Origin of the sequence: Salinispora pacifica CNR114 (assembly GCF_000514775.1) — a bacterium.
GTDB lineage: Bacteria > Actinomycetota > Actinomycetes > Mycobacteriales > Micromonosporaceae > Micromonospora > Micromonospora pacifica.
Map to the genome: position 1 here is coordinate 18,857 of NZ_AZWO01000033.1, position 24,598 is coordinate 43,454.

Annotated in this window: 23 protein-coding genes and 1 tRNA gene; 15 read left to right on the forward strand and 9 right to left on the reverse strand. The window is 69.8% G+C overall.

Annotated elements, in window-relative coordinates; all coding sequences use genetic code 11:
* Positions 1 to 15 precede the first annotated feature (15 nt).
* A complete protein-coding gene (locus tag B118_RS0119150) occupies positions 16 to 1,749 on the forward strand; it encodes an RCC1 domain-containing protein (RefSeq protein WP_028193231.1) in 1,734 nt (577 codons plus the stop codon).
* 300 nt (positions 1,750 to 2,049) lie between these two features.
* Here the strand turns inward: B118_RS0119150 and B118_RS0119155 are convergent, their stop codons facing one another.
* The 3 genes from B118_RS0119155 to B118_RS0119165 form a co-directional block, all read right to left on the reverse strand.
* Positions 2,050 to 2,304 carry a hypothetical protein gene (locus B118_RS0119155; RefSeq protein WP_018812519.1) on the reverse strand — a complete coding sequence of 85 codons (255 nt, stop codon included), beginning with the start codon at positions 2,302 to 2,304 and terminating at the stop codon, positions 2,050 to 2,052.
* A 366-nt stretch (positions 2,305 to 2,670) separates the two neighbouring features.
* Entirely contained in the window at positions 2,671 to 3,525 is an 855-nt protein-coding gene (locus B118_RS0119160; RefSeq protein ID WP_028193232.1) for an alpha/beta hydrolase, read from the reverse strand.
* A gap of 734 nt (positions 3,526 to 4,259) precedes the next feature.
* Positions 4,260 to 4,511 carry a DivIVA domain-containing protein gene (locus tag B118_RS0119165; RefSeq protein ID WP_018220448.1) on the reverse strand — a complete coding sequence of 84 codons (252 nt, stop codon included), beginning with the start codon at positions 4,509 to 4,511 and terminating at the stop codon, positions 4,260 to 4,262.
* Between the two features lie 444 nt (positions 4,512 to 4,955).
* On the opposite strand from B118_RS0119165, the gene B118_RS0119170 reads away from it, so the two are divergent.
* From B118_RS0119170 to B118_RS0119180, 3 genes are all read left to right on the forward strand, one after another.
* Complete coding sequence (locus B118_RS0119170) at positions 4,956 to 5,828, forward strand: helix-turn-helix domain-containing protein (protein WP_026270922.1); 873 nt, start codon at positions 4,956 to 4,958, stop codon at positions 5,826 to 5,828.
* The gene (locus B118_RS0119175) at positions 5,825 to 6,040 is read left to right on the forward strand and encodes a DUF397 domain-containing protein (protein WP_018214707.1); all 216 of its coding nucleotides are present in this window, start codon (positions 5,825 to 5,827) and stop codon (positions 6,038 to 6,040) included. Before B118_RS0119170 ends, B118_RS0119175 begins: the two co-directional genes overlap by 4 nt.
* Before the next feature lie 196 nt (positions 6,041 to 6,236).
* Positions 6,237 to 7,187 carry a sporulation protein gene (locus tag B118_RS0119180; protein ID WP_050563681.1) on the forward strand — a complete coding sequence of 317 codons (951 nt, stop codon included), beginning with the start codon at positions 6,237 to 6,239 and terminating at the stop codon, positions 7,185 to 7,187.
* Positions 7,188 to 7,267: 80 nt separating this feature from the next.
* Here B118_RS0119180 and B118_RS0119185 read toward each other — a convergent pair whose 3' ends face one another.
* A complete protein-coding gene (locus B118_RS0119185; RefSeq protein ID WP_018812514.1) occupies positions 7,268 to 7,606 on the reverse strand; it encodes a hypothetical protein in 339 nt (112 codons plus the stop codon).
* Positions 7,607 to 7,879: 273 nt separating this feature from the next.
* On the opposite strand from B118_RS0119185, the gene B118_RS0119190 reads away from it, so the two are divergent.
* On the forward strand, positions 7,880 to 8,287 hold the full coding sequence (locus B118_RS0119190) for a hypothetical protein (protein ID WP_018220443.1): 408 nt from the start codon (positions 7,880 to 7,882) through the stop codon (positions 8,285 to 8,287).
* Positions 8,288 to 8,365: 78 nt separating this feature from the next.
* Here the strand turns inward: B118_RS0119190 and B118_RS0119195 are convergent, their stop codons facing one another.
* Together B118_RS0119195 and B118_RS0119200 are read right to left on the reverse strand one after the other, a co-directional pair.
* Positions 8,366 to 10,630 (reverse strand): HelD family protein, encoded by a 2,265-nt coding sequence (locus B118_RS0119195; protein WP_018812513.1) that lies wholly within the window; start codon positions 10,628 to 10,630, stop codon positions 8,366 to 8,368.
* 294 nt (positions 10,631 to 10,924) lie between these two features.
* On the reverse strand, positions 10,925 to 12,037 hold the full coding sequence (locus B118_RS0119200) for a LolA family protein (RefSeq protein WP_018812512.1): 1,113 nt from the start codon (positions 12,035 to 12,037) through the stop codon (positions 10,925 to 10,927).
* Positions 12,038 to 12,371: 334 nt separating this feature from the next.
* On the opposite strand from B118_RS0119200, the gene B118_RS0119205 reads away from it, so the two are divergent.
* From B118_RS0119205 to B118_RS0119230, 6 genes are all read left to right on the forward strand, one after another.
* Positions 12,372 to 13,319: a siderophore ABC transporter substrate-binding protein gene (locus tag B118_RS0119205; RefSeq protein ID WP_026270921.1), complete on the forward strand. Its 948-nt coding sequence runs from the start codon at positions 12,372 to 12,374 to the stop codon at positions 13,317 to 13,319.
* Positions 13,316 to 14,302 (forward strand): ABC transporter permease, encoded by a 987-nt coding sequence (locus B118_RS0119210; RefSeq protein ID WP_018812510.1) that lies wholly within the window; start codon positions 13,316 to 13,318, stop codon positions 14,300 to 14,302. Before B118_RS0119205 ends, B118_RS0119210 begins: the two co-directional genes overlap by 4 nt.
* Positions 14,292 to 15,293 (forward strand): iron chelate uptake ABC transporter family permease subunit, encoded by a 1,002-nt coding sequence (locus B118_RS0119215; RefSeq protein ID WP_028193233.1) that lies wholly within the window; start codon positions 14,292 to 14,294, stop codon positions 15,291 to 15,293. Before B118_RS0119210 ends, B118_RS0119215 begins: the two co-directional genes overlap by 11 nt.
* Positions 15,290 to 16,048 carry an iron ABC transporter ATP-binding protein gene (locus B118_RS0119220; protein WP_018220437.1) on the forward strand — a complete coding sequence of 253 codons (759 nt, stop codon included), beginning with the start codon at positions 15,290 to 15,292 and terminating at the stop codon, positions 16,046 to 16,048. The genes B118_RS0119215 and B118_RS0119220 overlap by 4 nt, the downstream gene beginning before the upstream one ends.
* A 107-nt stretch (positions 16,049 to 16,155) precedes the next feature.
* Positions 16,156 to 16,815: a response regulator transcription factor gene (locus B118_RS0119225; RefSeq protein WP_018812507.1), complete on the forward strand. Its 660-nt coding sequence runs from the start codon at positions 16,156 to 16,158 to the stop codon at positions 16,813 to 16,815.
* Positions 16,816 to 16,946: 131 nt separating this feature from the next.
* Positions 16,947 to 18,275 carry a sensor histidine kinase gene (locus tag B118_RS0119230; protein WP_018828731.1) on the forward strand — a complete coding sequence of 443 codons (1,329 nt, stop codon included), beginning with the start codon at positions 16,947 to 16,949 and terminating at the stop codon, positions 18,273 to 18,275.
* Between the two features lie 11 nt (positions 18,276 to 18,286).
* Here the strand turns inward: B118_RS0119230 and B118_RS0119235 are convergent, their stop codons facing one another.
* Positions 18,287 to 19,999 carry a hypothetical protein gene (locus tag B118_RS0119235; protein WP_043541594.1) on the reverse strand — a complete coding sequence of 571 codons (1,713 nt, stop codon included), beginning with the start codon at positions 19,997 to 19,999 and terminating at the stop codon, positions 18,287 to 18,289.
* A gap of 168 nt (positions 20,000 to 20,167) precedes the next feature.
* Here B118_RS0119235 and B118_RS31850 point away from each other — a divergent pair, with 168 nt between their 5' ends.
* The gene (locus tag B118_RS31850) at positions 20,168 to 21,121 is read left to right on the forward strand and encodes a hypothetical protein (protein ID WP_028193235.1); all 954 of its coding nucleotides are present in this window, start codon (positions 20,168 to 20,170) and stop codon (positions 21,119 to 21,121) included.
* On the opposite strand, the gene B118_RS0119245 is transcribed toward B118_RS31850, so the two are convergent.
* A complete protein-coding gene (locus B118_RS0119245; RefSeq protein WP_028193236.1) occupies positions 21,005 to 21,991 on the reverse strand; it encodes a helix-turn-helix transcriptional regulator in 987 nt (328 codons plus the stop codon). The genes B118_RS31850 and B118_RS0119245 overlap by 117 nt on opposite strands.
* 230 nt (positions 21,992 to 22,221) lie before the next feature.
* On the opposite strand from B118_RS0119245, the gene B118_RS0119250 reads away from it, so the two are divergent.
* Complete coding sequence (locus B118_RS0119250) at positions 22,222 to 22,998, forward strand: RhlG family 3-oxoacyl-ACP reductase (RefSeq protein ID WP_018220430.1); 777 nt, start codon at positions 22,222 to 22,224, stop codon at positions 22,996 to 22,998.
* A gap of 138 nt (positions 22,999 to 23,136) precedes the next feature.
* Here B118_RS0119250 and B118_RS0119255 read toward each other — a convergent pair whose 3' ends face one another.
* Positions 23,137 to 23,568 carry an SsgA family sporulation/cell division regulator gene (locus B118_RS0119255; protein WP_011905498.1) on the reverse strand — a complete coding sequence of 144 codons (432 nt, stop codon included), beginning with the start codon at positions 23,566 to 23,568 and terminating at the stop codon, positions 23,137 to 23,139.
* Positions 23,569 to 23,861: 293 nt separating this feature from the next.
* Between B118_RS0119255 and B118_RS0119260 the strand changes: the two genes are divergently transcribed.
* Positions 23,862 to 24,422 carry a TIGR02611 family protein gene (locus B118_RS0119260; RefSeq protein WP_028193237.1) on the forward strand — a complete coding sequence of 187 codons (561 nt, stop codon included), beginning with the start codon at positions 23,862 to 23,864 and terminating at the stop codon, positions 24,420 to 24,422.
* A 51-nt stretch (positions 24,423 to 24,473) separates the two neighbouring features.
* Positions 24,474 to 24,545: transfer RNA gene (locus tag B118_RS0119265), tRNA-Val, on the forward strand.
* Positions 24,546 to 24,598 lie beyond the last annotated feature (53 nt).

Below are 24,598 nucleotides of genomic sequence, written 5' to 3' on the forward strand. Positions count from 1 at the left end.
AGGAGGGTATTGACGATGCGGGGAGTCGGTCAGCGGCCGGGCCGTGGTGTCGGAGCGCGCCGGGCGGCGCGGGTCATCGCCGGGTGGTTCTGCCTCACGGTGGCGGTGACGGCCGTCCAGGCGGTCAGCATGTCAACCGCCGCCGGGCAGCACACCTCGGTAGCCCAGCACACGCCATCACCGACCACTGTCGCGTCGGATGCCGTCCTCGCCTGGGGCGACAACTACTACGGCCAGTTGGGCGACGGGACCACCAACAACTACCGCACCACACCCATCCCCGTGGGCATGCCAACCGGCGCTGAGCTGGCCGCTGTCGCCGGCGGTGATGCGCACAGCCTGGCAGTGACGTCGGCCGGCACCGTTCTCGCGTGGGGCAGAAACCGTGTTGGTCAGTTGGGGGACGGGAGCACCATCAACCGCAGCACTCCCGTTGACGTTTCCCTGCCGCCGGGCACCACGGTCACCGCCGTCGCCGCCGGCTTCAACCACAGTCTGGCGTTGACCTCGGCCGGCACCGTCGTCGCTTGGGGTGACAATTCGACCGGTCAGTTGGGTGACGGGACCAGGACGAACCGCAGTACACCGGTGGCGGTGAGTTTCCCGCCCGGCACGGTGATCACCGCGGTCGCCGGCGGTGGCATGCACAGTCTGGCGTTGACCTCGGCCGGCACCGTCCTCGCCTGGGGCGACAACTCTTCCGGTCAGTTGGGTGACGGGAGCACGACGAACCGCAGTACGCCGGTGGTCGTGGGGTTGCCGGTGGGCACGAGGGTCACCGCCATCGCCGGCGGTGGCTCGCACAGCCTGGTGGTGACCTCGGCTGGCGCCGCCCGTGCCTGGGGCAACAACTTCGTTGGCCAGTTGGGCGACGGAAGCAACATCAACCGCGACGCTTCCGTTCACGTCCGCCTGCCCCCGGGCACCACGGTCACCGCCGTCGCCGGCGGCCTCACCCACAGTCTGGCGTTGACCTCGGTCGGCACTGTCCTCTCCTGGGGAAGCAACAACTGGGGTCAGTTGGGTGATGGGACCGCCAGAGACAGGAACACGCCCGGCACCGTGAGTCTGCCCGCAGGCGTCACGATCACCGCGATTGCCGCCGGCGATCTCTTCGGCCTGGCGATCACCTCTGTCGGCACCATCCTCGCCTGGGGCAGCAATATCGACGGCCAGCTGGGGGACGGAACCACCACCGTTCGCCGGACGCCCGTCGCGGCCAGCCTGCCCACGGCAACCACGATCACCGCCATCGCCGCCGGCAGCGGCCACAGCCTGGCCCTGGTCGAAGCGCGATCAGCGTCCACCACAGCCCTGCGAGTCTCGCCCCGGAACCCGACGGCCGACCAGGACGTCACCCTCACCGCCACCGTCACCTGCACCACCGACACCCCCACCGGCAGCGTCACCTTCCGCAGTAACACCACCGACCTCGCCACCGTGCCGCTGGGCAGCGCCAACACCGCCACCCACACCACCGGGTTCCCGCCCGGCACCCACACCCTCACCGCCTACTACGCCAGCACCAACACCTGCTCCAGCAGCCAGTCCGAGGCCACCACCATCACCGTCGACACCCCCACCGACCCCGACACCCCCACCGACCCGGACACCCCCACCGACCCGGACCTGCCCATCACCGGCCCCAACGTGTCTACCGCCATCGGCACCGCCGTCCTGCTCATCCTCACCGGAGTCACCCTCATCCACCTCACCCACCGACGTCGGCCACCCCACCAGCGCCCATGAGCCGGCGGACGTGCCCCTCCCGGACCGGGCGGAACTCCGGCCCGGCCCAAAACGGCGGAGGACGGGCTGGCCGGGCCCGTAGGCTGCCGCTGGGCCGTGATGGGTGACCGAGCGGCGGTACACCGCCAAGCTCGGCGACGTTCTCGCCGGCAAAGCCGATCTGGTGGTGTGGCTGGACCATCCCCGACAGCTGGTGATACGGCGGCCCGTACCGTGGCCCGAAGATGGCGGCGTGAGGTGCTGTGGAACGGCAACGTCTGTCGCGCCGGCGGTGCTTCCTGAGCGCTGAGGCTGGACCCGTCAGTGCGGTCGGTCGTCGCGCCGACGATCCCGGGAGCTGATGCCCAGATCGTCGGCGAGCTCACCAAGAATCCCCTTGGGCTTCGACCTCCGGCGAGGCCGGAGAGCTTGGAACAGATCGATCACACCCACCAGGATGAGCACCAGGCCGAGCGGTCCACCCTGGAACCAGAGTAGCTCGGTGTCCGGGAAGAACAGTCTGAGCACCAACCCGAAAATGATCAACGTTAGACCCAGGGCCAGCTTGAATGCCATGCCGTTGTCCCCTCTGGCTCGCCGCCGAACCACGCCGCCAACTGAGGGTGCCCCCGTTCGGCTTCGCAGCCCGATTTTGTAGGACGACATCCTCGCGGGTCAACGGCGTGGGTGACCGGACTTCGCCCCGCTTGGTCACCTCGCCTAACCTGGGCGCTGTGGAGTCCGGTCGCCCTCGTGGGTGGGAGGGATAGGAAGATTCAGTTTGAATGGGGTCGGCAGACGGGCTGGGTGTTGGTGACAAGTATTTCGTCGGCTGACAAGCGAGATTTGCGGGCAGCGGGATCCTACCGGCGTGCTGTATGGGGATATCGGGCCGTGCTGGTTGGGTTCGTTGCGATTGGCTTGTCGGTAGCCTAGAAGCCGTCAGGCGTTGGTGGGTCGCCACAGCCAACGGAGCGCGTCGGGGAGCACGACCCCGCCGTGGTTGGCGTTGTGGCCGCCGTCGCCTAGGACAATGCGGAAGTCGTAGCCGGTTTCGGCCAGCGCGGCAGCCGTCCGCAGATTCTCGGCCAGCCAGTTCATCTCGGGGTCACTCCAGCCCAGATCACGGTGGCCGACCTGCATGAAGATACGGAGCGGCTTACGGTCCTCGCGGTGCAGGAGGGCGGGATAGGGGTTGCCGCCCGGAATTTGGGCGAAGCTGGCGAGGCAGCAGATGACGCGGCGAAATTTGTCCGGGCGTAGCCACGCAGCGGTGACCGCACAGTTGCCGCCGCTGCTACCACCGCAGATAATCCAGCGGTCCGGATCTTCGCTAATCGAGTAGCGCGCGGCAACCTTGGGAATAATCTCGTCAAGTAGGAAGGTGACGTAACGATCGTCGAAGGCGTCGTATTCGAAGTTGCGGTTCTTGCGGTTCCCGAGGTTGTCGCTGCCAAAGACGCCCGGATCGACGAAAACACCGATGGTAACTGGAATGTCACCGCGGTTAATCAGATTATCCAGGACGATCGCACCGCGGACCTCACCGTCCGGATCGAGGTACCAGGCGCCGTCCTGGAAGACCACCAAGGACGCCGGTTCGGACGTGTCGTACTGGGCGGGCACATGGATCCAGACCTTGCGTGACGTACCCGGGTAGACGGCACTGTTGGCCCAGGTAAACTCGACGGTCTTGCCCACCGGCACCCCAGGCTGTCGGGTCGAGTCGGGGCCGTGAACGTAGCGGACGTCGGTCTGGTCCACAGCGAGTGCTTGGTAAGGCATCAAGATGGTCATCGCGACAAGTCTATTCGCTGCGGATGGCGCCTCATCGGCGCACCAGGGCATGGAGAAGCGGCCGTTCCTCGCAACCACGGAGCCGCTTGGCCGGCAACGCCTCGAACACCGAAGTAGATCCAGCTGAGCCCCTGCCGGGCACAGTAATCGATCGGCTCGTAGTACATGACGTTGAAGTGCGCGAACGCCTCTGTCGGCCGGGCGCCATAGTCGGTTTCGGTGGCCCTTATGTACAGCCCGTTCCGACACGCGAAGCCCAGGGCGGCGGATACTAACTGATGGTATGCTTCGCAGTCGGGCTCCAGGACAAGCAACTCGACCCGCTTGTCGCCATGCCGACGTGCCATCGTGCAGAAGGTTGACCAGAAATCCGGAGTCAAGATCGCAGAACAGGGAATCGCTCGCGTCTTGCTTGAAGACCTGATTGGGGAGCCTGGCGTCGAGCTGGAAGACCGTAGCCGCATGTGAGCGAACCAATAAATAGCCGTTATGATCGGTGGCTGAATCAGTATTCGGCATCGGCTTCCTTCCCTCGTCCTGGCCCTTGTGTAGACGGCTCTAGCTGTTCGTCGCAACTTGATTTGACCTGTACGGCATGGCCTGGGGTTGTTCTTCGTTTTCGGGTGCTGTTGTTCGGCTTGTTACTGGCGGCGGTGATGATGCGGACGGTGACCTCCCCGTCCGGCCCGGGCGGATCCCTGACCGGCCCGGCCGGCGAGGGCCGACCGGGCCGGTCAGGGCGTGCGTCGTCGGGCCTGGGCGCTCTGCCAGTCGCGTAGCGCCCGTTTGATCCGGGTGTTCTCGTCGTGGAGCCGAGCTACCTCCTGTCGCAGCGTGGCCAGTTCGTGCGCGACCCGGTGCAGGAAGTGTCGTACCTCCTGGGGGTCCAGACCGCGCCGGCCGAGGCCCACCGCGGCGAAGGTCCGTTCGCGGACGAGGCGGGGATGGAGTTGCTCGGTGCCGCCGTAGACGGTGCCGTGACGCATCGATCGGTTCCTTTCGTTGGTGTTGGAAGGGGCGGCCCCGGACGGAGGGGGATTTCCGGCGCAGGGCCGCCCCGCCCGACGACCGCAGCCCTCCTTGGCGGTACGGCCACCGGGCTGCCGGTGGGTGGTGTCAGTTCGTAGCGAGGCAGGGTCGCGGAGACCCGCCTTTCCGTGATAGGTATTCGTCAAGTCGGTCGGAGCCGGACTGCGCGCTAATCGCGGCTCCATGTTGAGACCCGACGAGAGCCGGTATGCGTCTGCCACACGCCAGGCCGCCTCTCGTCACCTTCTCGGCTGTTGGCACAGCCGCGGTTGCCGTGCTTGCACCGGGAGTCCCCGGGGGCCGGTGATCACCCTCACCCGAAGGCCACGTTTCCAGTGGCCTCGGCATTGGTGCAACGACACCAACGGATCCATTTCGGCAGGATGCGTGGAGAGGTGAGCATGGCCGTCAAGAGAGAAGCCTTCGTGCGGACGCTTCGGGCACAGTGGCTCGGCCAACAGATGCGGGAGCTGCGCGAGCGACGTGGCCTGACGCTCAAGTACGTGGCCCAGTTCTTGGAGCGGGATTTCTCGTCGCTGGCGCGGTACGAGCGAGCCGAGTGGCCTTTCCGTCGAGATCTCGTCGTGGAACTCTTGGATCTCTACGGGGTCTACGACGAGCGGGAACGAACCCGGATCATCCAGCTTGCGCAGGACGCCTGGCGGGTTGACCGCTGGGACAACGACTTCGACCAGACGATCTATGACACGTCATTCATAGATTTTCCCTGGCTGGAGTCGAAAGCGGAGCAGGTGTGCACCTACGCCTCCTTGCTCATACCCGGCCTTCTGCAAACCCGGGACTACGCCGAGGCGGTGATTCGGAACGCGGAGGCCAGCTCCACTAGCGAGGTACAGATCCGGAAGTGGGTTCAGCTCCGGATGGACCGGCAGCGCCTGTTGGACCAACCCGCCGCTACGGGACTCGCGGTGATCGTCGAGGAGTCGGCCCTACGCCGTCCGGTGATGAGCCGGCAGGTCATGGCGGCCCAGCTCGACCACCTGGTGCAGGCGTTGAGGAAGCCGACGGTCGAGATCCGTGTCCTGTCCACAGGCCTCGGTCTGCATGCGGGCTTGGACGGCACGTTCTGGCTCTTCAAGATGCCGCCGCCCTACACCGATGTGGCGCATGCCGAGACGCTTGGTGGACGGCTCTTCATGGAGTCGGACAAGGCGCTGCGATATGTCCGCGCGTACGATCGCCTCCGGGAGGCCGCACTCACCGTGCGCGAGTCGGCGAGGCTGATTTCTGCACTTGCGGAGGAGTTGTCATGAGCGACACCATGCCCGACGTTGCGTGGCATATCAGCACCAGGAGCCCCGACCACGGCGGCAACTGCGTCGAGGCGGGGCCGTTGCTGGACGGGTCGGGGCGGGTGGCGGTGCGGCACAGCAAGGCCCCCGAGGCGGCCACCATTATCTATACGGCTGAGGAGTGGGCGGCGTTCGTCGGGGGCGTGCGCGACGGTGAGTTCGATTTCGCCTAGCTTGTCGGCGAGCCGGACCGGTGGTGTGGTGGCCGGCGCCGGGTAGCGTCCACAGCAATGGGAGCGTCCGGCGGAGGTGGCGGCCGACCCAGCGCTGGTGGGAGACTTGCGACGACCTCTCGACAGCATCCGGTACGGTGCACACCGTCACCGTCGGCTCCAGGAGAGTGCGACACCAGACCCAGCGGGAGTTCCGATGGTCTTCAAGAAAATGTTGAGCGCGTTAGGCGTAGGCGGACCCAGCGTGGACACCGTCCTCACGAACCCCAACACCCGGCCCGGCCTGGCCCTCGACGGCCAGGTCAACCTGATCGGCGGGGACTCGCCGGCGGCCATCGAGCAGATTGTCGTCGGCCTGGTCACCCGGGTTGAGATCGAGGGCCACGACACCGAGTACGCGGGGCTCATGGAGTTCCAGCGGATGCCGGTCTCCGGGCCGCTGCAACTGGCTCCCAAGCAGCAGCTGTCGATCCCGTTCCAGTTGCCGGTGCCGTGGGAGACCCCGATCACCGACGTGTACGGCCAGCGCCTGCACGGCATGACGATGGGGCTGCGGACCGAGCTGGCGATCGCCCGGGCCGTGGACAAGAGTGACCTGGACCAGGTCAACGTGCACCCGCTGCCGGTGCACGAGCGCATCCTGGAGGCGTTCACCCGGCTCGGTTTCCGGTTCAAGAACGCCGACCTGGAGCGCGGTTCCCTCTACGGGGTGCAGCAGACGCTGCCGTTCTACCAGGAGATTGAGTTCTTCGCCGCGCCGCAGTACGCGCAGACGATCACCGAGGTGGAGCTCACGTTCGTCACCAACCCGCACGGTGTCGACGTGATCCTGGAGTGCGACAAGCGCGGCGGCTTCTTCACCTCCGGGCAGGACGTCTTCGGTCGCTACCAGGTCGCCCACCAGGACGCCGACCGGGTGGACTGGATGCAGGTGGTGGACGGGTGGCTGCGCGAGACCACCGCCCGCTACGGCAGCCTGCGGGCGCAGGGCTTCGGCGTTCCGCACCAGCACGGCCAGCGGGGGATGGGCATGGGCGGCATGATCGCCGGTGCCGCGCTCGGGGTGGCCGGCGGCATGATCGCCGGTGAGATGATCGAGGACGCAATCGAGGGGGACTTCGCCGAGGACTTCGGCTTCGAGGAGTAGCCCAGACTTCGAACAGTCATCCAGGCAAAGGGTGCCCGCCGGGACGTAGCTCCCGGCGGGCACCCTTTCGTCGCTATCGGCTACCGCCGGGCCATGCCCCGCTCATTGGTGAGGCGGCGATTCGAGCCGGCCTTCGCCAACCCCCGACTGATCAGGTACGCGGCGGTCAGGGCGGAGAGGAACCACCACGCCAACGTTGGATCGTTGATGTTCAACCCGTTGGTGCCCGACCCACGCCAGAAGGCGGAGATCAACACAAGGACGACCGCGCCGGCGTAGACCCAGAACTCCGTGGTCAGGAACGAGTTCTTCGTCTCCGTGTCCGGAGCGGACATCTGATCCCGGTGCCCGTTGTCCATCGCCCGGATCGGGCGGGTCGGGGCGTCCTGCAAGCGGTTCCGGTCCTGGACCTCCCGCATGCGCTCTTGGTCCTGGGCTTCCGCCTGGGGCCGGTTCTGCGGCCTGGTGGATGCAGCCTGCGTGCTCATCTGGTCCTCCTCGGATTTGATGAGTACCTGCCGTCCCTCGCCCCGCTACCGCGTCTCGGCCACGGCACGGTTCGTGGCGGGGGCACCCTGGGTCTACCCGACCGGCCGGGGGCAGTAACCCCACCTCGGCTCGGCCGAAGAGTTTGGCCGGCCCGGGGGCGGGAACCCAAGGAGACTTCCGACGAGTCTGCGAGGTGATGCGACATGCGCACCGACGACACACGGAACGAGGCCGCCCGGCGGGCCGAGGAGCGGATCGCCGGCGACCGGTACGGCGAGGGCGTCCTGGACGAGGTGACCGTGCCGCAGACCGACGTACAGCGGGTGATCCAGGACGAGGACCCGGGCGACCCGGCGCACAGCCGGATCGACCCGCAGGTGCTGCGCGACGGTGGCCCGACCCGGGGCCAGGGCGCGATCACGACGACCGGCGGGACCGCCGGCCCGGCCAGTGCTCGCCGGGTGGCCCGGCAACCGGAACGGCACCGGGGCCGGGTCGCCCCGACCACGACGGGGGACGCCACCACCGGCGGCCTGAGCACCCCGACCGCCGGCTCCACGAGCGACGCGGCCGGTCCCGGCGTGCACGTCGCGAACCTCACCGACGACTGACAGCCCGCTCCGACGGCCTGGCCCGGTTCGGGCCAGGCCGTCGATCGGCGTACCCGGTCAAGGCCGGGCGCGGGGCGGTCAGGAGGTGGGGCGCAGAATCGTCAGCCGCTGGGTGGCGCGGGTCAGCGCCACATACAGGTCGTTACGACCGCGAGGGGACTCCGCGACTATCCCGTCGGGGTCGACCACCAGGACCGCGTCGAACTCCAACCCCTTGGCCTGGGCGACGGTGAGCAGGACGGTACGGCCCAACAGGTCGGGCTGTTCACCGATGGTGGCCTCCGGGATCGCGTCCGCCAGGGCGGTACCCAGGTCGGCGACGCGGGCGCCCGGCACGATCACCCCAAGCCGGCCGTCGGTGCGGGCCGCTGCCATCGCGGTCGCCGCGTCCACCAGCTCCGCCGCCAGCCGCTGCGGCGCCACCGCCCGCTCGGTCGGCGGCACACCGGTGGACCGTACCGACCGGGGTGGGCGCAGCGTCGGGTCGATCTGGGCGAGCACCTCCGCCGCGACCGCCATGATCTCGGCGGGGGTGCGGTAGCTGACCGCCAGCTCCGCCAGCCGCCACCGCCGCGCCACGTACGGCTCAAGGGCGTCAGCCCAGGACGCGGTGCCAGCCAGCGCGCCGGTCTGCGCCACATCACCGACGATGGTCATCGACCGGCTGGGGCAGCGGCGCATCAGCAGCCGCCACGCCATCGGTGACAGCTCCTGCGCCTCATCCACGATGATGTGGCCGAACGCCCAGCTCCGGTCGGCGGCGGCCCGCTGCGCGGTGGTCAGCCGGTTCGCCTCCTCCTGCCGCTCCACCAGCCGGTCGGCGTCGAGCAGGTCGGTGACGCCGAGGATCTCGCCCCCGTCCGCCTCGTCCTCCACGTCGATCGACCGGGACCCGCGGGCGATCTCCAACACGCCCTCGGCGTACTCCCGCTGTAGGGTCCGCAGTCGCTCCCGGCGGGCCGCGGCGGCGCGGTCGTCCTCGCCGAGCAGCTCGGCCGCCTCGTCCAACAGCGGCACGTCGGCCGGCGTCCAACCACCCGGCTGGCGGTGCAGCAGGGCCCGCTCGGCCTCCGTCAGCATGGGCGCGGCGGTAGCTATCCGCACCGGGTCGGCGTACAGGTCGGCGAGCAACTGCTGCGGGGTGAGCAGCGGCCACAGCTGGTCCAGCGCCGCCCGTACCTCCGGGTCGTCCCGCAGCTCCCGACGGATCTCGGCGCGGTCGGCCTCCTCGAGCAGGTTCTCCCCACCCAGCGGGTCGGCGCCGATGCGCTCGGCCACCTGCGCGGCGAGCGCGTGCACGATCTCGACCTCGAAGACGGCCCGGGCGAGGTTGTGTGGCCGGCCGGACCGGCGGGCCCGGTCCCGGGCGGCCCGGACGGTCTCCGGGTGCAGCAGCAGGATCTCCCGCTGCGGCTGCTCGACCTCCAGCGGTTCGTCCGGCACCCACTGCCGGTCCCGGACCGCGGCGGCGAGGACATCCACCAGCACCGCGCGGCCCTTCAGCGCGGCGGTCTCGGCCGCCTCGGTGCGGCGTGCGGTGACCCCGGGGAAGAGGTCAGCCTGGGTACGCAGCAACACCCCGGTCTCGGCGAGGGCGGGCAGCACCTGGGAGATGTAGCGCAGGAAGGTCGCGTTCGGCCCGACCAGCAGCACGCCCCGGGTGGCGAGTTCCCGCCGGTGCGTGTAGAGCAGGTAGGCCGCCCGGTGCAGCGCCACCGCGGTCTTGCCGGTGCCCGGTCCGCCCTGCACCACCAGCGTGCCGGGCAGCTCGGCCCGGATGACCGTGTCCTGCTCGGCCTGGATGGTCTCGACGATGTCCCGCATCCGGCCGGTACGGCCGGCGGTGAGGGCCGCGAGCAGCGCCGCCTCGCCGGTCAGCTCCTCGTGGGCGGTGGGGGAGGCGGCGGCGAGGTCGAGCACCTCGTCGTTGATGCCGGTCACCTTGCGTTGCCGGGTCCGCAGGTGCCGTCGTCGGTGGACGCCCTGCGGGTTGGCGGCGGTGGCGAGGTAGAAGGCGCGCGCCGCCGGGGCGCGCCAGTCGATCAGCAGTGGGTCGTAGTCGCCGTCGGTGTCGAAGATGCCGATCCGGCCGATGTAGTGCCGGCCGCCGTCGTCGGTGTCCAGTCGGCCGAAGCACAGGCCCTGTTCGACCGCCGAGTACTGCTCCACCTGCTCGCCGTACATCTGTACCGCGCTGTCGCGCTGGGAGCGGGCCTGGAGGGTGCCACCGGTTGCCCGGAGCTGTTCGGCCAGCCGGTGGGTGGCCTGTTCCCGCAGCGCGTCCAGCCGGCCGTAGAGCATCGAGACGTACTCCTGCTCCTGACCGAGCTCGTCGTCGTTCATCGGCGAATCGGCGGGACCGCCGGAGTGCTGTGAAACGCCGGAGTTGCTTGACAAGCCATCTCGCAATTCGCTACCCTTGCCCGTAGGAACGGCTACCGTGCCGTTCTTTTTTGTTCTCTGAACTGGTCAGGATACCGGGTGGCGCGACCGCCGGGGTGCCCATGGTGAGTCGGCGGCAGGACCGGGCGTGACCAACAACCCCCCGGGCGTGGGCAACGACAACTCCCAGGGCGTGGGCGACGACAACCCGGAGCCCGCGCCGTGCGGGGCCCCCGGGTTGTCGGCGATGAAACGTCAGCCCCGCGCCACCTCGTACAGTCGCTCCGGAGTGACCGCCCCCACGATCAGCCGGCCGTCGTCGGTGAGCAGCGCCGTCACCAGCTCGCTGCGGAACAGTCGACCGCTGCCCCAGTCACCCTGGACCGCCGGCAACTGACCGGCGAGCAGGTCCAGGTCGGGCGCCTCCTCGGCGGCAGCGGTGGGCCGCTCCGCCTCGTCGACCTTCGCGACGAAAACCGTGGCCCAGCCCGTGCCGACGGTACGCAGGCCGGGCTGCCCGCCGCCGTCGGTTGGTCCCGGCTGCTTCGGCTGTTCGGGGTGTTTCGCCGCCTCGGGGTGCTCCCAGCCGTCCTCCTGCTCGGTGATTTGAACACCCGGCGGCGGGTTGAAGGTGAACTGGTCGGCATCCGGCCGGGCATAGTCGATCTGGGTGAACGCCAGCTCGAACGCCGGAGGGTCCCCACCCTCGGCGAAGACCTCGAACCGCAGCGGCAGGTGTTCGGTCGCGTCGATGGCGATCCGGACCTGGTGCACCAGGGAGGCGGCGTCCCGGGGTTCGAGCACCAGCTCGTAGGCGTCCCGCCCGGCGACCGTCGCCGACCGCCCGACGCTCACCTCGGTCGTCGGATCAACCGCGGCGAGAGCCTGCGCGGCGGCCTCCTGCGGCGTCGTCGGCACCTCCGGTGGGTTCGCCACCTCCTCGCCCTCGGGTAGCACCCGGTGGGTAGCCGTGTTCGTGCGGCTGTTCCACAGCCACACGTCCCGTCCGTTGCGGATGAGGTCTCGCTGCCCGAGCGTGTCCACGAAGGCGATCCGCTGCTGGTCCGGCCCGGAGTGCCAGACCCGCAACGTGTGGGAGCCGGTCAGCAGGCTGGCCGGACCGTCCTCGGCGAGCAACCCGGCGATCGGGGGTAGACCGAGGTCGGCCCGCTGCACGACGGTGCCGGACAGACCCTCGAAGCGGGCGGTCTGGAGATCGACCAGAAGCTGGGCGGCGGATCGGGGCGGCAGGCTCGGCTCGGCTTCGGCGGCGAACCGGCCCAGCGCGGCGCCGCCGCCGATGACGGTCACGACGGCGGCCACCGGGACCAGCCACCGTAGGGCGGGACGGCTTGTCAGAACGGACATCGGGCACCTCCTGCCGACCATCCTGCCGGACACAACCTGTGCGGACGCTGAGTAGGCGATCGACGAAGCGATCGAGAACGTCAGTCATTGCGTAACGGGCGAATCAACACCTACCTGGCGAGGTGCCTACCAGTGTGGCGTGCCCCGGATCGCCGGAGGCCGGGCCTGCTGATCCGTTGACTCCCCGCCAGCGTGATCAGGCATCGGTAGGGGCGGATCGATGCGGTGTGAGCAAGACAGCAGGTGATTGCGCCAGCAGTTGATCGTGATTAGGTTAGCCTCACCTAACTCGGCTGGCGGGCGTCAGTCACGGATCACCCCTCGGAGCAAGCACATGAGATTCCCCCTTTCCAGATTCGGTCTCGCCGCCACTCTCGCTCTGACAGTGACCGCCTGCGGCGGCGAAGCGGGAGAGTCGGCCGACTCGACCGCGGCGGACGGGCGCACCGTGGCCGTCGAACACGCACAGGGTTCGACCACGGTGCCGGTCAACCCCGAGAAGGTCATCACGTTCGACCTGGCGAGCCTGGACACCCTCGACGTGCTCGGCGTCCCGGTGACGGGGGTGGCCAAGGGCCATCTGCCGTCCTATCTCGACAAGTACAACGGCGACGAGTATGTCAACGCGGGCACCCTGTTCGAGCCCGACTTCGAAGCCGTCAACGCCGCCGAGCCGGATCTGATCCTCGTGGCGAACCGTTCGGCGAAGGCCTACGACGAGCTGAGCAAGATCGCTCCCACCGTCGACCTGACCCTCGACTGGACGAGCTTCAAGTCGAGCTTCGTGACGAACACCGAGAAGCTGGGAACGATCTTCGACAAGCAGGATGAGGTCACAGCAGCGCTCACCGACATCGGCACGAAGATCAGCAAAGCCAGGGAGAACGCCGCCGACGCGGGTAGTGGCCTGATCGTGCTCACCAGCGCCGGCGAGGTCACCGCATTCGGACCAGGTTCCCGCTTCGGCTGGCTGCACGACGAATTCGGCGTGACGCCCGCCATCGCCGACGTCGAGGCCGCCACCCACGGTGACCCCATATCGTTCGAGTTCATCCTGGAGACCAACCCCGACTGGCTCTTCGTCGTCGATCGGGACGCCGCCACCGGTGAGGGTACGAAGACCGCACAGGAGGTTCTCGACAACGAGATCGTCGCCAGGACCACCGCCTGGTCCACGCAGCAGGTCGTCTACCTCGACCCGGTGCCGTGGTACGTCGTGATGAGTGGACTGAACGCCGTGAACCAGATGATCGACGAGGTCACCACCGGCCTCGCCAAGTGATTCGACGTATCGGGGCGACGCCGGCGGCCGTGGTCGCGGGCGTCGCCCTGACGGCGGCGCTCGCGCTGGTCAGCGTCTTCGTCGGCGTCGCCGACGTGACACCGGGCAGCCTGCTGCGCGGCGGGTCGGACGGCGAAGCGGCGCTGCTGCTGGCCGCCAGCCGGCTGCCACGCACCATCGCGCTGGTGCTCGCCGGAGCAGCCAGTGCCATCGCTGGGTTGATCATGCAGATGCTGGTCCGCAATCGGTTCGTCGAGCCGTCCACCACGGGAACCACCGAAGCCGCCGCCCTCGGCCTGCTGGTGGTCACGGTGACCGCACCCGGGCTGCCGTTGACCGGCAAGATGGCCGTGGCCATCGGGTTCGCCCTGGTCGGCACCGTCCTGTTTCTCCTGCTACTTCGCCGGCTTCCGGTGCGCACGGTCGTTCTGGCGCCGCTGGTCGGCATCATGCTGGGTTCGGTCATCGGAGCGGTGACAACGTTCTTCGCCTACCGGTTGGATCTGCTCCAGACCCTGGACACCTGGCTGACCGGAGACTTCTCCGGCGTCCTGCGTGGCCGGTACGAGTTGCTGTGGGTGGCGTTCGCCGCGACGGCCGCCGCCTGGGTCGCGGCCGACCGGCTGACCGTCGCCGGCCTGGGCCGCGAATTCACCACGAACCTCGGCATGCGCTACGGGCGGCTGCTCGCCCTGGGCGTCACGGTCGTGGCCACCGTGGCATCGGTCGTCGTGGTGACCGTCGGTGCCATCCCGTTCCTCGGGCTCATCGTGCCCAACATCGTCAGCCTGCTACTGGGGGACAACGCGCGCCGGACGATTCCCTGGGTGGCCGTCGTCGGGGCGGCCTTCGTGCTGGTGTGCGACCTGATCGGCCGGGTGTTGCGGTATCCCTACGAGATCCCGCTCGGTGTGGTGGTCGGCGTCGTCGGCGCGGCGGTGTTCCTGTACCTGCTGCTCAGGAGCTCTGAACGTGCCCACTGACACGCTGAGCCAGGCCGTCACCGGGGTAGCTCCCCTCGTCCGGCGACACCGGGTCCGCCTCTGGATCCTCGCCCTGACGGGCGTGACGGTTCTCCTCGTGACCGTGTACCTGTTCACCGACGTGACCGGTTCCTGGGACTACGTCGTGCAGCTCCGTACCCGAAAACTCGCGGCGATGCTGCTCGTGGCGGTGGCCGTGGCCACGGCGACGGTCCTGTTCCAGACCGTTACGGAGAACCGCATCCTCACCCCGGCGATCATGGGGTTGGACGCACTCTACGTGCTGCTTCAGACAGTGCTGGTCTACCTCTTCGGGGCGAGCGCGCTGGCCGGCACCGATCCGGTGCTGCGATGGACGGTCGAGCTCGTCGTGCTGGTCCTGTTCGCCACCGCACTGTTTCAATGGATCTTCACTGGGGCGGGACGCAGCATCCACCTGCTGGTTCTGGTCGGTGTCCTCTTCGGCGTGCTCTTTCGCAGCGTGACCCAGCTGCTGCAACGGATGATCGACCCGGCGGAGTTCGCCGTGTTGCAGGACGCCTTCTTCGCGAGCTTCAGCGTGTCGGAACGTCTCCTCGGTCTCTCCGCTGTGACGATCACGCTCGCCGCTGCCGGCCTCGTGCTGGTCGGCCGGCAGCTTGACGTCCTCGTCCTCGGCCGAGCCCACGCGATCGGGCTCGGCGTGCACCACCGGCAACTCGTCGCGATCGTGTTTGCCCTGGTGTCGGTCCTGGTGGCGGTCTCCACCGCGCTCGTCGGGCCGATCACCTTCCTCGGGCTCATCGTCGCCAACCTCGCCTATCACCTCATCGGCAGTCACCGGCACTGGCACACGATCCCCGCAGCCATCCTGCTCGCGGTCATCTTCCTGGTCGGCGGCCATTTGCTACTCGAACGGGTCTTCGACCTCGGCACCGTGCTCGCGGTCGTGATCGAGTTCGTCGGCGGAATCTTCTTCCTCATCCTTGTCACCAGGAAGGGCACGCGGTGATAGTCCTCCAGTCGGTCACCAAGCGGTACGCGGACACCGCCGTCGTCGACGACGTGAGCATCGAGCTCGGGCATCCGGGGATCACGTCCGTGATCGGTGCCAACGGTGCGGGTAAATCCACCCTGCTGTCGATGATCGGACGGCTACTGCAGGTCGACAGCGGCACGATCACCGTCGACGGCCTGGACGTGACCACCACCCGAGGCGCGCTGCTGGCCCGCCGGCTGGCGGTGTTGCGGCAGGACAACCACCTCACCGCCCGACTCACCGTACGGGATCTGGTCGCCTTCGGCCGCTTCCCGCACGGTCGGGGCCGGCTCCGCCCGAGCGATCAGGAAGCCATCGACCGTGCCATCGACTATCTCGATCTTGATCCCGTGGGTGGCCGGTTCCTCGACGAACTCTCCGGCGGGCAACGGCAGCGAGCCTTCCTGGCGATGACGCTGGCGCAGGACACCGAATACCTCCTGCTCGACGAGCCACTCAACAGCCTCGACCTCCGGCACTGTGTGCAGACCATGCGACTGCTCCGACGGGCCGCCGACGATCTCGGCAAACGCATCGTGCTGGTCCTGCACGACATCAACTTCGCCGCCGCGTACTCCGACCGCATCGTCGCGATGCGCGCCGGGCGCATCCACGTTGCCGGGAAGCCGACCGAGGTCATCACGACGGGAGTGCTACGGCAGGTGTACGGACTCGACATCGCCGTTGCCGAGTTCGGAGGACACCCCATGGCGATCTACCACCTGTGACGTACCTGCACACACGTCCACCTCCGGAGCTGCCGGCCCCCACCATCCGATGCCGTCCTCCGAAAACGGCGCTTCCGACGGGTGTGGCCCGGTGGCACCCTTGACCCGTGCGACTGTTGGTGGTGGAGGACGAGGCGCGGCTGGCGGCCGCGCTGCACCGGGGGCTGCAGGCAGAAGGGTTCGCGGTGGATGTTGCCTCGACCGGGCCAGCCGGACTGGAGGCGGCCCGGCACGGCGAGTACGACGCGATGGTCCTCGACGTGATGCTGCCCGGCCTCTCCGGCTACGAGGTGGTCCGCCGGCTGCGGGCCGAGCGGCGCTGGCTGCCGGTGCTCATGCTCTCCGCCAAGGACGGCGAGTACGACCAGGCCGACGGGCTGGACTGCGGGGCCGACGACTACCTCACCAAGCCCTTCTCGTACGTGGTGCTGCTGGCCCGGCTGCGCGCCCTGCTGCGCCGCGGCGCACCGGAGCGGCCGGCGGTGCTGGCCGTGGGGGACCTCCGGCTGGACCCGGCCCGGCGGCGGGTGACCCGTGACGGCGTCGAGGTGGCCCTGACCGGCCGGGAGTACGCCCTGCTCGACTACCTGATGCGCCGCCCCGGCACGGTGGTCTCCAAAATCGAACTCCTGGACCACGTCTGGGACGCCAGCGTCGAAACCGCCCCGAACGCGGTGGAGGTGTACGTGGGCTACCTGCGCCGCAAGCTCGGCCGAGACCGCCTGGAGACCGTCCGCGGGGCCGGCTACCGCCTCGTCACCGCATGACCGAACCCGCCGCCCCCGCCGACCGTCCCCGCCCCGGCACCAACCCCTCGCCAGCCGGCGACCCCCCGCCCGCCACCGGGCGCCGGGCGCGCGGGCGGCCCAGGGCCCCGCTTGGCCTCCGCGGACGGCTGATGGCGATCGGCCTACTCGGCGTGTCGGCGGGGCTCGCCGTCGGCGGCCTGGTGCTCCTGGCCGTGCTCAACTGGACTTTGCACCGCAACGTCGACACGGAGGCGCTGCGCACCGCCGACGCCATCGCCCTGCTGGCCGCCGAAGACGCCCTGCCCGACCCCCTGCCCGTCGCCGGCAGTCAGGTGCGGGTACAGGTGGTCGACGCGCAGGGACGGGTCCGCGCCGCCTCCATCGACGCCGACCGGCTGGTGCCGATGGTCCGGCCGGAGCAGGTCGACCGCACCGCCCGAGCCGGCGTCACCGTGCCGGGGCAACGCATGGGGCTGACCGGGCCGATGCGGGTGGTGGCCGTCCCGGCCGGCACCGACGGCGACCCGCTCACCGTGCTGGTCGCCCGCTCGCTGGTGGACGTACGGCAGAGTATCCACGTCGTCCAGACCATCCTGCTGGTCAGCTTCCCGCCGCTGGTGGGCCTGCTCGCCCTCGTGGCCTGGCGGGCCGTCGGCGCGACGCTGCGCCCGGTGGAGGCGCTGCGTCGGGGCGCCGAGGAGATCACCGGTCGGGACGGGCGCGGCCGGCTACCCGTACCGGCGTCGCAGGACGAGATCCACCGGCTCGCGGTGACCCTCAACGACATGCTGGATCGGCTGCGCGCCAGCCGGGACCGGGAGCGGGCGTTCGTCGCCGACGCCGCGCACGAACTGCGCAGCCCGCTGACCAACCTGCGGACCGAACTCGAGGTCGCGCAGCGGCTGGGGGAGCGGACCGACTGGCCCGCGGTTTCGGTGGACCTGCTGGCCGACACCGAACGGCTCGGCCGGCTCGTCGATGACCTGTTGCTTCTCGCCCGTCTCGACGAGGCCCCGCCCGCCCGTGGCACCGGGCCGGTCGACCTGGGTGCCCTGCTGGCCGAGGTGGCCGCTCGCTACCCGGCCCAGAGTGTCCACCGGGCACCGGCGGCATCGCCGCTCTGGGTAGTCGGGGACCCGGAGGAACTGCGCCGGGTGCTGGTCAACCTGGTCGACAACGCGGTACGGCACGCCCGCTCCCGGGTGCTGCTCGGCGGCGAGCCGGACGGGCCCGCGTACCACCGGGTGACGGTGACCGACGACGGGCCCGGCATCCCGGTGGCGGACCGGGAACGGGTCTTCGGCCGGTTCACCCGGCTGGACGCCGCCCGCGACCGGGACGCCGGCGGCGCTGGCCTGGGGCTCGCCATCGTGCGCGAACTGGTGCGGCGGGCCGGCGGTCGGGTCGAGCTCACCGACGCCGACCCGCCGCCGGGCCTGCGCGTCCGGGTGACGCTGCCCGCGCTGCCCCCCGACTAGCGGACGCGGCGTCAACCGCGATTGGTGCAGACCTCCTCGGACCGGGCGATCGTCTCCGTTGACCACACCACCGCCACCGCGAAGCAGTAGTTAACGCCACCATTGAGCCCGTACACGACGTATTCGGTGCTGCCGGCGGGCAGGTTGGCGAAAATGGTCTGCGACTCACCGGGCTGGCCCCCCGAGACCACCACCGGGCCCGCTCCGCCCTCCGGGTACGTCCAGCGCAGGGCGACGTTGTCCTGGTTGTCGGTCAGGGTCACCGCACCGGGCGGAGTGCTGGGCGAGGCCGCCGGAGCCTCGGTTGCCGGGTCCGTCGTCGGCGGCGGCGGTGCCGACCCGTCGAATCGGGACACCCCGGCGATCACCGCGGCCGTCCCCAGCAGCACCACCACCGCACCCACCACGAGCGGCAGCCGGTGCCGGGGCGGCGTTGTGGCGCGTGGCACCGGCACCGGCAACAGCCGCGACGGCTGGTCTGTCGGCCCATCGGACGCCCCGTGGGGCTCGACTCGGCGGACCCCGTCGGCCTCCTCCAGGTGGGTGAGGGGCAACACCGCAGGGGGTACGGCGCCACCCCACTGTGCGGTTGACGACTCGCGCCACCACGGTTCGTGCTCGTCCGCCGGTAGATCCGGTGGGAAGAGCTCGGGTCGCTCGGGGAACGCGGTACCCTCCGGCGGCAGCCGGGGCGTCGGGACCGCGGGTGGCGGCGAATACCCAGCTGCCGGATGCTTCTCGGCCACTGACCGGTCCGGCTCCGGCTCCGGCTCCGGCTCCGGCTCCGGCTCCGGCGGAAAATACAGGTCGGTCGGGCGATATCCGGGCTGCGCTGGATGCTGTGGCCGGTCCGCATCGGGTCGCCCGTCGGGTAGCAGCCCGTAGTCGGGGAACAGCCCGTCCTCGGCGAGCGACCCGTCGTCGGGGAAGGACCGGTCGTCGGGTAGCGCTCTGTCGTCGGGTAGCGGAGAGTCTCCAGGGAGTGGCCGCTCCTCGGGCAGCGGCCCGAGCGGCCCGTCTCCCGGCGGGGGCATCCGAGCGGCCGGCACGATCGGGGCCCCCCGCCCGTGGGATGGGCAGCGGTGCTCCGGATCGGCGTCCGCCCGGCCCAGCGCGGCCACCTGCACCGCCAGCGGGTCCGCGACGGCCAGATGCTGGCGGCATAGCTCCTCGGCCAGCACCAGGCTCTCCTGTGCCAAACCGGCCAACCCGCAGTCGCGCTGCATGGCACCGAGCCGGGCGAGCATTTTGATGCCGCTGGGATGCCCATCGCCGTACACCTCGCGGTGCAGCTCCCACGCGTCCGCGAGCCGGTCGCGAGCCACCTGGCACTGGCCGCGAGCGTACTCCAGCGTGGCCAGATCGGCGTGCGCGGCGAGAACGCGAAGCGACTCCGGTCCATCCAGGGCCGTCAGCTCGATGATCACCTCTTGGTAGGTCCGGGCCGCGCGGGACCAACTACCGACCCGGTGTAGCACCGCGGCCAGGGTGGCGGCAGCCGCGACAGTCCGTTCGTCCGAACGACCGTGCAGGCGGTTGCTGGCCGCGTACGCGTAGGCGGCCCAACCCCGCGCGGCCCGCGGTTCGCCGAGCCCCACCAGCACCCGCGCCTGCAGGCTCGCCAACTCGGCCAACTCGGCGTTGGCGTTGGCTGGCCGTGGGTCGGCGTCGGCCAACGCGTCGGAGAGGAGCCGCTGGGCGCCGGCGAGATCGCCGGTAGCCACCAGATGAAGCACGTGGTCAGTCAGATCACCGAAGCCAGAAGGCACGCCCCATCGTGCTTAACCAGCGACGGGATGTACAAGTCCCGCGCCGGTTGGGTTTCCCGCCGTGCTGCTTTTGCTGGCCCCGCCGCCTCCGGCCCATCCGGGTACGGTAGAACCGATGGCGTGATGGACGGGGTGGTACGGGAACTGCTCGGCCGGCAGCTCGAAGCGTGGTTGCCCCGAGCAGTCGCGCGGGGGAGGCCCAGCGTCGTGGCGCTCGCGTACGGGCCCGGGGCCCTGCTCGCGGCCACTGACTCCGCCGAAGCGGTACTCGGCGTGCTCGCCGAGCATGCCGGCCAGCTTCGCGGGCGGCAGCTCACCGTGCTGGTGCTCGCCGACGGAGGTGCGGAACTCCCCGCCCGGCTGGGCGCGATCGAGGCGAGCCTGCCGGCCGAGATAGCCGTACACCTGGTGCCCGGCGGGCCCGCCCGGCTGCCCGTGGCGGTGAAGGCAGCCGGCGCCACGGGGGCGCCGCTGCTGTCGTACCTGGATGGGGCTGGCGCCACCGACCCCGGTGTGCTGGCCGCCAGTGCCGCCGGCCGCCCCGCCGAGCTCCTGCTGGTCACCGAGGCGAAGCCCGTGGCTGCTGGCCCTGCTGACCCTGCCGGCTCCGCGGCTGCATCTGCTGACCCTGCCGGCTTGGTGCGGGCCGGTCTCGCCGGTGCCGGTTTCCCACTCACCACCCAGGTCGACCTGGTGGCGGTGGACGGGTCACTCGCGCGGCGGCTCGCCCTCGGCGCCGGCCACGACCGGAGCCTGGAGGCGTTCAAGGAACACCTGTGGGCGGTGGAGGACGACACCGCGGTTCGCTATCGGGACCCCGCCGACCCGAGTGGGCAACCGCTCGACATCGCCCGCGCCCCCGAGTTGCTGGGCCAGGAACTCCTCGCCGAGCTGGCCCGCTCCGGCCCCCGTACCGTCACCGAGCTGCGCCGACACGCGCTGACCGCGACCGCGTATCGGTCAGTCGACGTGCAGCGGGCGCTCACCGGGCTGCTGCGGTGCGGCGCCGCCGTGCGCGACCCCGAGCACGGTCGACTCGGCGGTGACGTGGTCATCGCGGTGACCCGGCACCCGTAGCTGAGCGCCGCCGGCCTCGGCGGGCGGGCGCGGGCGTACCAGGGGCGCAACGCCCCGGGCGGCGCGGAACGACCCCGGGCTGACCCCGACCTCTCGGGTGAAGAACCGGCCGAAGTTGGTCGGCTCGGCGAAGCCGAGCCGTTGGCCGATTCGCGCCACCGGTTCGTCGGTCGCCGCGAGTAGGCGGCGGGCCTGCAACGCCACCCGCTCGTCCACCACCTGCTTCGCGCTGCGCCCGGTGACCGCCAGGCAGGCGCGGGTCAGGGTACGAACCGAGCAACCCAGCCGGTCGGCGTAGTCCTCCACCCGGCGGCTGCGCTGGTAGCCCTGCTCCAACTCGCGGCAGAGCAGTCGGAAGGTACCGGTCTCGGTGCGCGACGCCGACCGCGACGCGGGCTGCGGCCCCCCATCGGAGTCGGACAGCAGGGCCAGCCGAAGCAGCAGCGCCGCCAGCTGGTGGCGGAGCAGAGCGGCGGACTTTCCGCGATGCTGTTCGCAGTCCGTCGCGAGCTGACGGACCCCGGTACTGATGGCCACTCCATCCGCACCGGTCAGCTCAAGCCGGGTCGGGGCCGCCTCGGGGTCAATGTCGAAGCCGTGCAGCGCCGCCGAGGCCCAGCGCACCACGATCGCACCCAGGGGTGGCCCGCACCGAAGCACCTGGCCCGCCCGGACCCGCAGCAGTGTGCCCGGGTGGCAGGGGAGGGGGTGGAAGTCCACCTCAGCGCCGCCATGTCCGGCGATGACCAGGATGAGCAGGTCCTCCGTCAGCAGGATCGGACGCTGCCACGCCGGATCGGTCACCACGCCACCGAAGCCGAGCGCCGCGCTCACGGCGGCGTCCGGGGTGCGATGAACAGCAGAGAACATCACCCGCGACGGTAGCCCCGTACGCCGATTCCCGCATCACCGTCCTCGCCGCGCGGTCCATGCACGCGGCGAACCAGCACCAACGGGCCCGAAAAGGGGCTGCTCCGATTCCGTCGCCCCGACTCCGCCCCGACTCCGCCTCGAATCCGTTGTGCCGGCGGCAGGGTTGTGGGGACTGAGCGAGGCGGTTACGTTACCGAGCGGTAGGGGTGGATGGCGAAGGGACGGGCATGACGGATCTTTTCTCGGTTACCGGCAAGACCGTCCTGGTCACCGGCGGCTCGCGCGGGATCGGCCGGATGATCGCCGAAGGTTTCGTACGGGCCGGCGCCAAAGTGATCATCGCTGCCCGGAAGGCGGACGTCTGCGCGGCGGTCGCCGCCGAACTGTCAACGCTGGGCGAGTGCACGGCGGTCCCGGTCGACCTCAGCAGCGCCGCTGGCGCCGAGGCGCTCGCCGCCAGCGTACGAGAGCGGCACGACCGACTCGACGTACTGGTCAACAACGCGGGCGCCACCTGGGGCGCACCACTTGAGGCGTACCCGGAGAGCGCATTCGACAAGCTCTGGGCGGTTAACGTCAAGGCCGTCTTCCGGCTCACCACCGCGCTGCTGCCCGTACTGCGTGCCGCAGGCACCGCAGACGATCCCGCCCGGGTTATCAACATCGGCTCGGTGGACGGGATCCGGGTCCCGTGGATGGAGGTGTACGCGTACTCCGCCACGAAGGCGGCCGTGCACATGCTGACCCGCAGCCTCGCCCACCAACTCGCCGCCGAACACGTCACCGTCAACGCGATCGCCCCGGGCCCCTTCGAGAGCAAGATGATGGCGTTTGCCCTGGACGATCCCGCTTCTCGGGTTGCCATCGAGAAGCAGGTGCCGCTGGGCCGTATCGGCCGACCGGAGGACATGGCGGGCACCGCGATCTACCTGTCGTCGCGGGCCGGCGCCTACCTGACCGGCGCGGTCATCCCGGTTGACGGCGGCATCACCACCCACGGCTGAGCCGGCGTAGCCGGCGGTTGTTGCTTTCGCATACCGACCGGGGTGGCCGGGGTCGCGCGGACTCGGCAGCTCCGCGCGGCCCCGGTTGACCGGTCACCAGATTGCGGTCCTTTCGATCCAGATTCCGGCCTCTCGATCTCAGCGTCCGGCGAGTAGCCGGTTCACCGCCGTGTCGACGTCCAGGTGCTCGGCCTCGCGGCCGCGCGCGACGACGACATAGGTCCGCCGCAGGAAGCGCACCAAGACGCTCCGCGGCACCTCAAACAGGGCGTTGCCGTCCGGGGACGACAACGCCAGGGCGACGAAGTCCCCGCGCGGGGTGGCCCAGGGCCAGACCCGCACATCGCCGATGCCAGCCGGCTCATCGAGGCCGGTCACCAGCAGTTCCCGTGCGAACGACCAGCTGACCGCCTCGCCACCGGCCGATTCCGCATGGAACAGGACGTGGACCGCATACGGATCAGCAGGGTCGTAGCGCAGACTGGCACGCACCGGCAAGGCCGTGGCGTCAGGTGCGACGAGCCTTAGCGACGTCTCGACCTCTACGGTCGTCGGTCGGATGACACTCATGGACGTTCTCCCCCCGGCACCGCTGCGGAACGCGCGTGTCCCGCTTTTCCCATACTCAGGTGCTGCCCCTAGCTACGCTCCGCCATACGCTGACTTCACCCAGTGGTGGGAAGGCCTTCGGAGTGTCCCCCAGAATGTGAAAGTTCCTGTAGGATTTCCGGTTCCACCCGTCCGCGGTGCCGCTTGGCATCAGGTGCTTCAGTCGTCGACTTACTCCGGTAACGTCCAGTCCACGGTCGCAGTGACGGGCGCGCGCCACACTGGGGGAAGGAAATGTGACAGGGTGATCCTCAGTGGATCGTGTCACGCCGTCGGGTCGACCGATCATCGCGACCCAGACGGCTGAACGGCGGGGGTTCCGGGTGTCGAACGAACAGCGGAGTAGACCGGGCCGATCCGGCTCGGACATGGGTGCACCGGCAGCGGGGGCGGCGCTGGTCGACACCCGGGGAGAACGGCCGCGGTGGCGCCAGCGAATCTCGACCACCCTCGCGTTGATTCGGGCCAACCCCACCGGCCGACTTGCCCTGAAGGTCTTTGTCGCGATCACCGGTGCCATCGTCGTCACGGTCGGAATCGCGCTGATCCCGCTGCCGGGCCCCGGCTGGTTGCTGGTGATCGCCGGCCTCGGGATCTGGGCGGTGGAGTTTCACTGGGCGCGGCGGTTGCTCACCTTTACCCGCCGGCACGTCTACGGCTGGACCAACTGGGTTACTCGACAGTCACTCTCAGTGCGGTTCGTTATCGGCGCGGTCGGTCTCGTCTTCGTGTCGACCGTCGTGTGGCTGTCGCTCAAGTACAGCGTCGGCTTCGACGTGGTGGCCTGGGTACTGGACCGCCTGGCGGCGAGCTGAGCCTCGGTTTGGGTTCGGCATTGGCGATCAGGTAGAGTCATCCGAGCCAACGGGCGATTAGCTCAGCGGGAGAGCGCTTCGTTCACACCGAAGAGGTCACTGGTTCGATCCCAGTATCGCCCACCCAGCTCAAAGGCCACTTCCCCGCGTGGGAGGTGGCCTTTCTGCTGCCCGTA